Source organism: Brochothrix campestris FSL F6-1037 (genome assembly GCF_000525915.1).
GTDB lineage: Bacteria > Bacillota > Bacilli > Lactobacillales > Listeriaceae > Brochothrix > Brochothrix campestris.
This window is the reverse complement of the sequence record NZ_AODH01000053.1, coordinates 1-12,978: the sequence shown is the minus strand read 5'-3', so window position 1 is coordinate 12,978 and position 12,978 is coordinate 1. Positions and strand designations below refer to the sequence as shown.

Annotated in this window: 13 protein-coding genes; all 13 read left to right on the top strand. The window is 38.1% G+C overall.

What is annotated here, in order from left to right; all coding sequences use genetic code 11:
- Positions 1-707, top strand: a 707-nt coding sequence (locus BCAMP_RS10645; protein WP_035315547.1) for an IS30 family transposase, incomplete at its 5' end; no start/stop codon positions are given.
- Positions 708-1,064: 357 nt separating this feature from the next.
- Positions 1,065-3,998 (top strand): pectate lyase-like adhesive domain-containing protein, encoded by a 2,934-nt coding sequence (locus BCAMP_RS10640; protein ID WP_035315546.1) that lies wholly within the window; start codon positions 1,065-1,067, stop codon positions 3,996-3,998.
- An 84-nt stretch (positions 3,999-4,082) separates the two neighbouring features.
- A complete protein-coding gene (locus BCAMP_RS10635) occupies positions 4,083-4,913 on the top strand; it encodes a WxL domain-containing protein (protein WP_035315544.1) in 831 nt (276 codons plus the stop codon).
- Between the two features lie 49 nt (positions 4,914-4,962).
- Positions 4,963-5,094, top strand: coding sequence for a hypothetical protein (locus BCAMP_RS14815; RefSeq protein ID WP_269479294.1), 132 nt, complete (start codon positions 4,963-4,965; stop codon positions 5,092-5,094).
- Entirely contained in the window at positions 5,090-5,989 is a 900-nt protein-coding gene (locus tag BCAMP_RS10630) for a DUF916 and DUF3324 domain-containing protein (protein ID WP_232217980.1), read from the top strand. The genes BCAMP_RS14815 and BCAMP_RS10630 overlap by 5 nt, the downstream gene beginning before the upstream one ends.
- Positions 5,989-6,780, top strand: coding sequence for a WxL domain-containing protein (locus BCAMP_RS10625; protein ID WP_051457047.1), 792 nt, complete (start codon positions 5,989-5,991; stop codon positions 6,778-6,780). The genes BCAMP_RS10630 and BCAMP_RS10625 overlap by 1 nt, the downstream gene beginning before the upstream one ends.
- A 29-nt stretch (positions 6,781-6,809) precedes the next feature.
- Entirely contained in the window at positions 6,810-7,178 is a 369-nt protein-coding gene (locus BCAMP_RS10620; protein ID WP_035315543.1) for an LPXTG cell wall anchor domain-containing protein, read from the top strand.
- Between the two features lie 31 nt (positions 7,179-7,209).
- Positions 7,210-8,079 (top strand): WxL domain-containing protein, encoded by an 870-nt coding sequence (locus BCAMP_RS10615; protein WP_035315541.1) that lies wholly within the window; start codon positions 7,210-7,212, stop codon positions 8,077-8,079.
- A gap of 512 nt (positions 8,080-8,591) precedes the next feature.
- Positions 8,592-9,158: a tRNA pseudouridine synthase A gene (locus BCAMP_RS10610; protein WP_232217979.1), complete on the top strand. Its 567-nt coding sequence runs from the start codon at positions 8,592-8,594 to the stop codon at positions 9,156-9,158.
- Complete coding sequence (locus BCAMP_RS14490; RefSeq protein WP_232217978.1) at positions 9,119-9,334, top strand: tRNA pseudouridine synthase A; 216 nt, start codon at positions 9,119-9,121, stop codon at positions 9,332-9,334. The genes BCAMP_RS10610 and BCAMP_RS14490 overlap by 40 nt, the downstream gene beginning before the upstream one ends.
- Before the next feature lie 248 nt (positions 9,335-9,582).
- Positions 9,583-11,061, top strand: coding sequence for a lytic polysaccharide monooxygenase (locus BCAMP_RS10605; RefSeq protein ID WP_156921226.1), 1,479 nt, complete (start codon positions 9,583-9,585; stop codon positions 11,059-11,061).
- Between the two features lie 419 nt (positions 11,062-11,480).
- Complete coding sequence (locus BCAMP_RS10600) at positions 11,481-11,963, top strand: Ig-like domain-containing protein (RefSeq protein WP_035315539.1); 483 nt, start codon at positions 11,481-11,483, stop codon at positions 11,961-11,963.
- Between the two features lie 40 nt (positions 11,964-12,003).
- Positions 12,004-12,978 (top strand): MucBP domain-containing protein (locus BCAMP_RS10595; protein ID WP_198015777.1); only part of this gene is annotated, 975 nt, incomplete at its 3' end.

Here is a 12,978-nt window from a genome sequence, read left to right as displayed (position 1 = left end):
CTGAAGGCTGGACACCTGATGTGATTATTGGTCGTGCTGAGATACCTATCTCATGTTCTGTTAGAACGCTCTATCGCCTATTTAAAGCGAACGACTTCGATATCACAAAGCTACCAATGAAAGGTAAACGTAAGCCAAACGGACACAACGAACGTCGCGGAAGGCAAGCATTTAAGCGTAATATTTCGGAACGATTGACTGATTATACTCAATTCAATGAAGAATTTGGACACTTGGAAGGTGATACAATTGTCGGTGTTCATCATAAAAGTGCTGTTATCACGTTAGTTGAGCGACTTTCAAAAGTGATAATCACATTAAAACCAGAAGGTCGTAAAGCAGCAGATATCGAAAAAGCAACGACTGCTTGGTTACAATCTATTCCCAAAAACATGTTTAAATCAATCACGTTTGATTGTGGAAAAGAATTCTCAAACTGGAAAGAAATGAGTAACTCGAATGATATCTCTATCTATTTTGCGTATCCTGGAACACCTTCACAACGCGGTCTAAACGAAAATTCTAATGGCATTTTGCGTCGAAATGGCTTGCCGAAAAAGATGGACTTTAACCAAGTTGACCAAAACTTCATTTCAGCTGTTGCTTCAAAAAGAAATCACATACCAAGAAAATCATTAAACTACCGGACACCATTGGAAGTGTTTTTGAGTGACGTAAATGAAGAACAATTGTCCAACTTAATTTGACAAATAAGATAATATTTGTATTAGCCATTTAGTTGGTCGTGTAACTAACAGCATTCGTCCTTTATTACCACAGGACAAACTTAATCAGTTCGATTCCTCCTGCGATAGAACTGAGTGGGCTTCGTTGAAGTCACACTTATGGCTATAGCGAATGGTAATAGTGCTATCCGAAATATCTATTTCACATTGAGAGGTAGACAGGATAGTATTAAGGTTATAGCAGAACGAATACCGATTTATCCATATGAATCCATGCATAAATTTGGTTCGGGAAATTGTGAGCTAGCTGTTATCGAATTCATAGTAAAAATAAATGATGGAGGGAACCGCATGAAAAGAAAAAGCAGGTATTTTCTGATGGTAATTATTATGATTGCCACGTTATTTGTAGGTGAAACAGTCACTTTTGCCTCTCAAATAATAACAAGCGAACCACAAACAAGCGCAAGCAAAGAAGATACAAGCGCAAGCAAAGAAGATACAAGCGCAAGCAAAGAAGATACAAGCGCAAGCAAAGAAGAAACAAGCGCAAGCAAAGAAGAAACAAGCGCAAGCAAAGAAGAAACAAGCGCAAGCAAAGAAGAAACAAGCGCAAGCAAAGAAGAAACAAGCGCAAGCAAAGAAGAAACACCTAAACAGAAAGCAAAAGCAACACGTGCAGGTACTGCTATATCAACATGGGAAGAGTTGAGAGCTGCCTATGCAGATGGAACAGTCACAGCGGTTTCCTTAAGTAATGATATTACACGTACCACCGGAGATCTTGCCGCAGGACGTAACACTGACTTCAGTATCGAAGGGAATGGCTATAACCTCGATTTAGGTAATCAAGTCTTTCGAGTGCAACAGTCAGCAACGGCAACCTTTTCAATTAGTAATATTAAAACATTATCAACAACAGCCGGTAGAGTAACTGGTATCGTATCTTCCGGGGATGCTAACACAGCATTATCGGGTTGGACAATTAACTTCACTGATGTTAATAGTGCTTTAGATAATCAAACTCGAATCGCTTCTGTATCCGGTGGACAATTAAATTTAGCCGGTAATATTACGTGGTACACCGCTACGGAAATGGCTGTTATCGACGGTGTTAAAATCGAAGATAATGCGAAAGTTATCGGTTTTAAACAAACAGCCCATGATGATAGATCGTTTTTCTGGTTTGCACAAGCTGGCATGAGAGAAGACAGTGCGGGATCACATGACTTTGTTATTGGAAAGAATGCAACGGGTAGCTTTAAAATGACCGGTTCAGGCGTAGCATTTCCGGTTGTATTCGCTTACTACAATGAAATTCATTTAGAAGAGGGCGCGACTTATAATGCGACCATGCCAGGTAATGCATTTAGATCCGACTACTATAAAAGCAGCTTCGTCGCTGATGGGAAAAATAAGATTAACATCACATCTTTATCATCAGGCCAGTCGCCAGTGTCGTTTAATTCAAATGTTAAGACAGGTGAAGATTCACGGTTTTATGTAGGACCAGAAAGTGAATTTTATATTATCGGTAATACGAATAGCCGATTGTTTGACGCTAGTATTGCCAATGATGCAAGACGAACAACAATTACGATTGATACACCAAAAAACTACGATTTACGTAATTCGAGTACAGCAACAAATGCAAATTCTAGTATCGCAAACACAAACTTTAAAGAATTTTCAATTAAAAATTCGGACGTGAACGTATGGGAACTAAAAGACCAGGTCTTAGGACCTGCAACATACGGTGGTAGCAAGGTTGATTATGTTACTCGACTAGCCAATGGTACGGTTACATCGAGTGATAGTGGTTTACAATCGATCTTTAGTGTAGAAGGATTACGTCGTATTAGTGGGCTGAACCAAGATCCTGAGTTCGAGTTCAATGATGTAACAAACGCTGAATATTCAATCAGCGGAAAAGTTATTTTAGGTTATGTACCTGATGAGAACGGTATGGATGATGAAGGTAACTTCCATTACATCCCTGTTTACGCAGGAAAGGACCAAGGTATTGTTGAATTGAAAGATTCATATAGTGTGCTCCATCCCGATCTTAAAACAGATGAAACTGGAGAAGTTAAATATACGGGTGATAAATTAAATCTACAAGATAAGGTGGTAACGGCCCTTTCAGCGAACGGCGCCCATATTCAACAAGAGCAGTCCGAGTATACAGTTGTTGATGTTACACCACCTGAACCAACTGAGTTGTTGACGAAACGTGTTTCTGTTAACACGACAACCTTAAAAGGGACTGGTGAGGTTGGTGCAACCGTTTATCTAGAACTAAACGGTACGCTTTTATCGCCTGTTACAACAGAAGTTGATGCAGATGGTAATTGGAGTATGGAGATTCCGACTGGAACCTTTGTGAAAGATATGACAGGTCAACTGTTATTAGAAGATAAGGCTGGTAAAGCCGATATTGATTCACCACCGGAGACTAATTCGGATAAAGGTAACATTAATCCAAGAGAAGATCTTACGTATAAGGATGTTACTTTTAAAGCGGGTACGAAATTTGTTGTTGAAAATCTTGCACCAGAAATAACAATTGGTGCACCAGTAAAAGACGGTGAAACGTATGAGTATTATCCCGAAAATCATGCAGCCTTAGGTGGAATAGTCGAAGTTGTTGCAAATGTCCGTGATCTTGATAGTGAAACGTTCACTACCTACATTGAAGTTGATGGCGGAGCGCCAGAATCTTTAGGTATTAAACCTGGAGGTAATGAGCTGTACCGTGATGTTTCGAGAGAATACACCGAAGAAGAAATTCAAGAGATTCTAGCGGATAACGAACCGCATCAATTCACGATGTATGCTACCGACAGTGATGGCGCTACATCAGAAAAAGTATCAATTATGATGATTTGGCCAGATAAAGGTGAATTAGTAATGAAGTCAGTACCTGACGTATCATTTGGCAATCAAGAAATAAATACGATTGATAAGAGCTTTTATGTGGAATCGAAATCAGATGATTTAATCATTGAGGATACCCGTAAAGAAGTATCAAGTTGGAAGGTTAACGCTCAAATCGAGCAAGAGTTAACCAATCAAGACACCAATAAAGTGATCCCTTCAGTTATTCGTTATGACAATCAAGTGATATCGGCAGATAAATTAACGATATTTGAAAAAAATGATCCAACTAAAGGGACATTCAACCTATCTGAAAAATGGATTGAAGATCAAAAAGGTCTAAATCTCTTCTTACCAGTAGGTAAAATAAGTAGCGGTGATTATGATGCCAGTATTATCTGGTCATTAGAAGACACGGTTGCAAATGAAAATTAACACATAACACTTAAGTAATATATTACTCGTTGTTTACAACGAGCTAAAATATAAAAAATTGATAAGAAAAAGGAGATTATTAAAATGACAAACATTCAAAAATTTGGTAAATCAGTAGCAATCATGACAATCTTAAGCAGTGCCATTATCGGGGGTGTCGCAACAGTATCAGCAGACGAAGCAGTGGGTTCACTTAATTCTCACTCAGCGATTAAATTCATCCCAAACACTGACCCAACAGGTCCAGTCGATCCAACAGACCCAACAGAGCCAGTTGATCCAACCGATCCAGTATTACCGATTGAACCAGGAACACCAGGACCATTAAGCATTGACTTTGCTTCAAACTTCAACTTTGGTATTCAAAAAATCACATCAACTGATGAAGATTACTTTGCCTATTCACAAGGTGTAAACGATGCAGCTGGCGAAGCATCATTCCGTCCACACTACGTACAAGTAACAGATAACCGTGGAGACGCTGCTGGTTGGGTATTAACAGTTAAGCAAGATGGAGAATTCACAGCAACTGATGCAGATGCTAAAAACAAATCATTAGCAGGAACAACGATTTCATTAACAGGTGCTGAAGCAATTTCAGCAGCAACAGGTACGAACAAAGCAACAGTAAATGACTTAGCATTAGCTCCAAACGAAGAGCAAGTTGCAATGACAGCTGCAGAAAATGCTGGTGAAGGTACATGGTTAGCACGTTATGGTAGTGAAGATTCATTATTCAATGACGATAAATCACTTGAAGAAAAAGATGGTGAGTTTGTTGAAACTAGCATGAACAAAAATAACCAGGTTAAATTAACAGTGCCAGGTAAAGTTGCTAAATCTGCAACTCAATATAAAACTGATTTAGTTTGGACATTGTCTGAAGTACCAGGCGGAGAAGAATCAGGCGAATAATCAACTAAACTATTTGTAGAAAATATGTATTTATAGGGGGGCTTTATTAATGAAGTTATTTAAGAAAATCGCAGTATTAGGGATGGCAGTTGTTTTACTTATGGGGTGTGGTACCAAAGTATTGTTTGCATCCGAACTGAATTTTGCTGTAATACCACAGAAACCCAAAAAATCAAATTGATCAGAAAAAAGGTTATTTTGATTTAAAAGTAAAGCCGAACCAGTCACAAGAACTGACGGTTCTATTAAAAAACACCACTAATAAAGCAGTCACTATAAAACCGAAAATTGCGACAACGACAACCAATAATGGTGGGGTTGTTGAATACGGTCCAAGTGATAAAAAAAATGATGAAACCTTGAAACATGATATTACTGACATCGTAAAAACGGAGTCTAAGATAACCATCAAGGCAGATTCAACGTATGAGTTAAAGTTAAAAGTGAAAGTGCCAAAGGAATCGTTTAAAGGTAGCATTACCGGCGGTCTGACATTAGAAGAAGAGATTGACAAAAAATCGCAAACAGATTCAGGTAGTGGGATGTCAATTAATAATCGTTATTCGTATGTTGTAGGCATACAATTACGTGAAGATACAAAAACGGTCAAGCCGGAATTAAAACTAAACAAGGTAGGCGCTGATCAACGTAACTATCGTAATATTATTGCAGCCAACATCCAAAATATCGAACCTACTTATGTGAATCAACTGAAAGTCAATGCTGAAATCACTAAAAAAGACAGTGATGAAGTGTTATACAAATCATCGACTGAAAAAATGCAAATGGCACCGAATACGAACTTTGATTATCCAGTAGAACTTGGAAAAGGTGAAAAACTTAAACCAGGTAAATATACGCTTAATATGACGGCAAAGTCATATAAGAATGAATGGCGCTGGACAAAAGATTTTACGATTTCAGGTGACGTTGCAAAAAAATTAAATGAAAAAGATGTGACGATCGAGAAGAGTTACATGATGTACTACATTATTGGTGGTATTATCTTATTACTCTTAATCGCTTTAATCTTATTCTTAGTACGAAAAAAACGTAAAAAACAGGAGGAAAACTAATGAAATTTGAAAAATTCGGTAAGTTCTTAGCAATCGCAACATTATTAACATCAACAGGTGCAGCAACAATTGTTACTGCTCATGCAGCAGAAGGTCAAGATGGTGCAGAATACTCGTCAAATGGTGTCGTTGAATTTGTACCTAACACAGACCCAACAAATCCAGTAGATCCAGAAGAGCCAGGTGAAGGTGTTGACCCAACAGATCCAACAGATCCAGAAGGTCCTAACCCAGGAACACCAGGACCATTAAGCATTGATTTTGCTTCAAGTCTTGATTTCGGTGTCAATAAAATTTCATCAAAAGATGAAACATATTATGCAAATGCTCAAGGTTACTCAGATAAAGATAAGGTAACTGCGAACTATGTTCAAGTATCAGATAACCGTGGCTCATCAGCTGGTTGGTCACTTAAAGTGAAACAAGAACAACAATTTACGAACGCTGACGCAAAATACAGTGAATTAAAAGGTGCAGCAATTACGATTAATGACAGTGTGGCTGTTTCTAACAGTGAAGGCGTTGAAGCACCAACGACACAAGCGAGTATCGTGTTAGAACCTGGTACAGCTGTTTCAGTAATGGACGCTGCCAAAGATGCTGGTGATGGTACTTGGATCAGCCGTTTTGGTAACGTTGAAAAAGTTGCAGTTGAACAAGAAGATGGTTCAACAAAAGACATCGATAAAAACACATCTGTTCAATTAGACGTGCCTGGTAGCACACCTAAATCAGCTGTTGAATACCGTGCAAGCTTAACTTGGATTTTATCAGAAGTAGAAAGCAACTAAACATAACGTCATAGAAAGGAGAAGTTAAGATGTATAAAAAAATATTTATCATACTTCCTCTATTGATGTTAGCTTTTATGTTAGGTTCCGTACAACTGAGTAAAGCAGCTGAAACACAGTCTTATCAATCAAATGCTGTAACAGGTTTTTATGGTGAATATGTGTTTGAAGAAGAAAACACGGGCGGTTCAAATCACGAGACTAATACAGGGTCAAACAATGGAGCTAGTAATAACGGTTCGAATACAGGTTCAAATGGTCATGGTGGTTTGTCTTCAATTAGCCAATTACCCATAACGGGTGACCAACAAAGTGCGTTACCGCTCATTGGTGGCCTGTTGATTTTAGCAGTGGCTACAATGTGTGTCAGAAGACGACAAGAGTATCAAAACGATTGAAAAATTCGAATAAAAGGGAGATTAAATTAAAATGACAATTACATTTGGAAAATCATTAGCAATCGCAACTATTTTAGGGGCGGCAATTTTAGGAACAAGCGCAACAACAACTCATGCAGCAGAGGGTGGTTCATTAACGTCTAAGGCCGTTGTTAACTTTATTACAAATACAGACCCATCACAACCGATTGATCCGGAAGATCCAGATCCAGAAAATCCAGTTAACCCGATTGACCCGATTGATCCAGAAAATCCAGTAGGCCCAGGGACTGATGGTCCTTTAAGTCTTGATTTTGTGCCAAGTTTAAACTTTGGTACAGCAAAAATCACAACTAAAAATGAAGAGTACAGTGCTTACGCACAACAAATTAAAGCGGATGCGACTGAGGGTACTCCTGAAATTGGAAACTACCGTCCTAACTACGTTCAAGTAACAGATAACCGCGGAACAGAAGCTGGTTGGACGTTATCAGTACAACAAGTGAAACAATTCGCATCAACTGAACAAAAGGAATTAACAGGTGCAGCAATTCAATTAACTGATGGTAAATTAAATACAGTTGAAGGTTCTACAGCACAAGCACCAACTGGTGCAACAGAAGTGTCATTAGTACCTGAAGAAACAATAAATATTGTTACTGCTGCTGCTGGTCAAGGTGCTGGTGTTTGGGCTAATTACTACGGTAGTTCAGAGACATCATTAAGTGCTGATACTGATATCGTTGTAACTGAAAATGAAGCTGGCGAAGAAGAAGTTGGTTCTAAACCTGTTATTCGTAACTCCGCTGTTACTTTATCAGTACCTGGTGCAAGTGTGAAAACTGATTCAACATATTCAACAGAATTGAAATGGACATTAGCTGAGACTGAATCTAATGGTGGTAATGAAGGCGCTGAATAGCGACCATTTTAATAAGAATAAGGGGCACTGCTTAAGTCTTTCAGTTATGCTGAAAGGTTAAGCAGTGTTTTTTTAACGGGATATTTAAAAAGTATCATTAAAGACGTAATACAGATACTAGTGATTACTACAGAAAAGACAAATACAATAATACACTTAATGTGCCAACTGATACAGGACCTAGTCATATCGAGGGAGCGACTGAAGGTAAGTCTGACCATTTTAATTTTACGATTAAGAAAATTGATAGCAACGTATCTATCGAAGATAATGGCAATAATTACTCACGAATGATTGATGGTTAAAGGTGGATGTTCTTAATCTAGTTACTATGAAATGAATGTGTTATTTGTAATGCTCATGCTTTAGTGTGGAGTTAAGAAAAAAGCAGGATTAAAACGTGGTGCAATTTCATATTAATTACAACGAGCGATTTAGTCTAATGTTAATAGCTATCTGTCGTTGCTCATGTCATAATATAAGAAAAAGGATGGCAGAGGAGCTTAACTAACATGCGAAATATTAAATTAACGATTGAATATGACGGCAGTAAATACTTAGGATGGCAACGTCTTGGTGATTCGGATAAAACGATTCAAGGGAAAATTGAAAGTATTTTAACCAAAATGACGGGTGAATCGATTGAAATTATCGGTTCAGGTCGCACAGATGCAGGTACACATGCGCGTGGGCAAGTTGCTAATTTTCATACGGCTTCTCACTTAGCGGTGCTTAAAATACGCGCATTTTTAAACCATTACCTTCCGCAGGATATCATTGTGAAACAAGTGGTTGAGATGCCAGAACGGTATCATGCACGCTATCATGCAACGGGGAAAAAATACAGCTATTCGGTATGGAATGCGGAATTACCTTCACCGTTGGAACGTTCGACCAGTTTTCATTATCAACAGCCATTAAACCAGCAACTGATAGAAGAGGCTTGTCGACTATTAGAAGGAACACATGATTTTATTGGTTTTTCTTCACTCAAAAAAAACAAAAAAAAGATACGGTTCGTACGATTGAAGAAATCAGTGTGCAACAACAGGGTGAAAGAATTACCTTTACATTTGTAGGTGATGGTTTCTTGTATAACATGGTTCGTATTTTAATGGGAACAATACTTGAGATAGGCGCGGGTGAACGGCCGTTAGCATCGATTACCACAATTTTTGAAACCAAGGTAAGGCAACAGGCGGGAATAACCGTTCCGGCCCATGCGCTCTGTTTAGAAGAAGTATACTATGATTAAAAGCAAGAACTCTTTGTTTGACCGACCAGTTTAATGGTCGGTTTATTTTTTTGCCAACAATGGCATCAATCGAAGTAAAAATAAACAAAAAACAGTTATTTAATCATGATAGGCTTAAAGGAGTGTTGATGAAAGTAGCAAAAGAACAATTAAAAAAGGAGAGATTTAAATGAAAAAAAAGCAAGTTAGTTAAATTGGGAAAAAACATTGCCATCACAGCGGTGGCAGCGAGCGGTCTACTCGTAATTATGAGCCAGAATGCTTCGGCTCATGGGTATGTAGAATCGCCAATCAGTCGTTCGTACCAAGCTAAGTTGGATTTTGATAGTGGCATGGGATGGGATGCAGCCTTAGCAAAATATGGCTCAGTCATTACGGAACCGCAAGGATTAGAAGCATTAAAGGGTTTTCCAGAAAACGGGCCGGCCGATGGTCATATTGCATCAGCAAATGGTAAATTTGAAGGTGTGTTAGACATTCAAACACCTGATTATTGGAAAAAACAAACGATCTCCACCGGTTTAAATCAATTCACTTGGGCCTATACAAAAGAACACAGTACCGCCAAATGGCATTATTACATGACAAAACAAGGATGGGACCAAAATGCACCGTTAGTACGCGATGAACTTGAATTAATCGGCACAGTGGCACATGATGGATCGTATCCTTCAAGTCATTTAACACATACCATCAATGTACCGAATGACCGCAGTGGCTATAATGTTATTTTAGCAGTCTGGGATGTTGCCGATACCGCCAATGCTTTTTATCAAGTCATCGATGTGAATGTCGACAATGACGGGGCACCAGCACCAGAAGTGATTGTTCCTAACGCGCCAACTGAACTAGCAGCTACAAACGCAACAACATCGACGCTTGATTTAGCGTGGCAAGCACCAACCAATACAGCCGTTAAGGAATATCATATTTATCGTGATGGTAAAAAAGTACAAACAATGGCTGGAACAACTTTTGCGGATACGGGATTAACTGCTGGAACGACGTATCAATATCAAGTTGAAGCTGTTAACTTTAATGGTGATGTTTCCAAGAAATCAGCGGTTTTAACAGCTGCAACCGTTGAAATGCCAGCCATTGATGAACAAGCACCAACCGTACCATCCGGGGTACATTCCATGGGAACGACGGATCATTCAGTTAACTTAATGTGGACAAAATCATCACATTTAATTGGTGTGAAAGCTTACGATATTTATCGTGATGGTGAAAAAATCGGAACATCGGCAGGAACAATGTACATGGATGAAACGGTAGCAGCAAATACAACGTACAGCTATACTATTAAAGCAATTAGTGCGGGAGGAAACGTGTCTGAAGCTAGTGAAGCATTTGTTGTTACAACCGAAAAAACAGCGGTATTGCCTCAAGCGGGCGAATGGATACCGGGTACGTTAACAGAGCCAGTCGAATATAAATTAGGCCAAAAGGTAACGTACAAAGGTAAAACATATGAAACAATCAATGCGCATTTAAACTATGGTGATTTAAACTGGGCACCAGATAAAGCATTGAGTCTTTTTAAAGAAATTGCACCGATAAACGAGTGGGTACCGGGTACGTTAACAGCACCGGTCGAATATAAATTAGGCCAAATGGTAACATACAAAGGTAAAACATATGAAACAATCAATGCACATTTAAACTATGGTGATTCAAGTTGGGCGCCGGATTCAGCACTGTCATTATTTAAGCTAAAGGAATAAAATGTTTTCTAAGGTATCAATCATACGGGTAGATAGTGTATGAGAACAGACAGTATCCTCATTAAGAATACGGCTATGCGACTGAATAGCAGCGCTGTTTTATTTCGTTACGACTTGCTCAGTCGTGAAATAAGTTTGTTCAACAGCAATTTTATTCAGTCTTATCATCTTATAGCCAAAGTCGCTTGATCTATTTTCACAGAAAAAAGAAGCTTAATTCGACTTTTTCTACAATCTGAAGCAGTATCCTTTTTTGAGGAGACTGCTTTTTTTTGTTAAAAAAGCTCATTCATATATTTCGTTCTGTTCGGAAAAAAATGAAATGTTAACTTTTTATTATAAAGGTATAGTTAAATATCAAGCGAAATTCACATATTATTTAAAAAAACGGATATTCTTTATTATTAGGAGGAATGATTATGGGACTAAGTTTATTAAGAAAAACAGGGATAATCGTATTAATGGTTGTAACAATGTTAGCATCTATTACATCAATAGGGGTTCAAGCAAGTCAAAAAGAGACGTTTAAGATGCAAATTTTATCGACAATTCAGGGTACTGAAATCGACACTTTGAATCAAGCGTCACAGTTTAAGTTAGCGTTTGACGTGAATTTATATGATGATAAATATCATGAGAACGATTTAATTGCCATTGCATTGCCACAAGAATTTATAATGAAAGACACACAATTCACGATGGCGATTAATGATAAAACCACGGGTGAAAAGATGGCTGATTTAATCTATGACAGTAAGAATCATCAGCTTGAATTGATTTTCACAGACTATGTTGAAGAACATCATGCGATCGAACTCTCTTTTTTTGTGAATCAAAAAATCAATCAAAACATCGAAAATGAAACAAAAAAAAATAGATGTCACAGCAGAATTAACAGATAAAGATGGAATTATCGCCAGTACAACAAAGACGATTAATTATTTGGGAGGAGTAGTTGAAACGATACCGCTATTAAGTAAATCTGGTCATCAAGTGGGTGATTCATTAGAGGCTGAGTATACGGTAACAATCAATGAGGCAAGACAAACATTAGAAAATGTTGTCGTTTCAGATTATGCAGCAAATGAGAAATTCCTATTTGATCCAACGAGTGTGAAAATTAGTAAATCCGTTGGAGAAGATGTTTTTAGTGATGTCACTGAAGACATTAAGCTAAAGGGTGGACTGACATTTGATAAGGATAATAGTGATTTAAATATCAAACTTGGAACCGTATCAGAAACGTATCTTATTACATATAAGGTTTTAATTAATGAGAAAATCTTGAACGGCAATCGAATCGAAAATATTGCCATGTTAATGCATAGTAAAGGGATAGTAACAGAAAATAAAAGTATTATTTTCAATGATTCGATAACAGGTGGTGGAGAAGGAACGGGAACCATTAATAAAGGCATCGTTGAAATCTATTATATCGATAAAGCTGGTAATGAATTAACACGTTCCGAATATATTAGAGGTGACATAGGTAGTAACTACACAACATTAGCTAAACAATTTGATGGTTATGAATTAAGTGGATTACCGAGTAATGCAATCGGAATTCACACCAAAAATAAGGTGATTGTCACGTATGTCTATAACAAAGAACCAAGTACAGAACCAGAAGGAAGTACAGAACCAGAAGCAAGTACAGAGCCAGGAGGAAGTACAGAACCAGAAGCAAGTACAGAGCCAGGAGGAAGTACAGAACCAGAAGGAAGTACAGAGCCAGAAGGAAGTACAGAACCTGAAGTAAGTACAGAACCTGAAGCAAGTACAGAACCAGAAGCAACTACAGAACCAGAAGGAAGTACAGAACCAGAAGGAAGTACAGAACCAGAAGGAAGTACAGAACCAGAAGGAAGTACAGAACCAGAAGGAAGTACAGAACCAGAAAGGAAGTACAGAACCAGA

Excerpts from the sequence above, each read along its gene's own strand:
- BCAMP_RS10640 (WP_035315546.1), top strand. The coding sequence starts at position 1,065 with ATGGTAATTATTATGATTGCCACGTTATTTGTAGGTGAAACAGTCACT.
- BCAMP_RS10635 (WP_035315544.1), top strand. The coding sequence starts at position 4,083 with ATGACAAACATTCAAAAATTTGGTAAATCAGTAGCAATCATGACAATC.
- BCAMP_RS14815 (WP_269479294.1), top strand. The coding sequence starts at position 4,963 with ATGAAGTTATTTAAGAAAATCGCAGTATTAGGGATGGCAGTTGTTTTA.
- BCAMP_RS10625 (WP_051457047.1), top strand. The coding sequence starts at position 5,989 with ATGAAATTTGAAAAATTCGGTAAGTTCTTAGCAATCGCAACATTATTA.
- BCAMP_RS10620 (WP_035315543.1), top strand. The coding sequence starts at position 6,810 with ATGTATAAAAAAATATTTATCATACTTCCTCTATTGATGTTAGCTTTT.
- BCAMP_RS10615 (WP_035315541.1), top strand. The coding sequence starts at position 7,210 with ATGACAATTACATTTGGAAAATCATTAGCAATCGCAACTATTTTAGGG.
- BCAMP_RS10610 (WP_232217979.1), top strand. The coding sequence starts at position 8,592 with ATGCGAAATATTAAATTAACGATTGAATATGACGGCAGTAAATACTTA.
- BCAMP_RS10605 (WP_156921226.1), top strand. The coding sequence starts at position 9,583 with ATGAGCCAGAATGCTTCGGCTCATGGGTATGTAGAATCGCCAATCAGT.
- BCAMP_RS10600 (WP_035315539.1), top strand. The coding sequence starts at position 11,481 with ATGGGACTAAGTTTATTAAGAAAAACAGGGATAATCGTATTAATGGTT.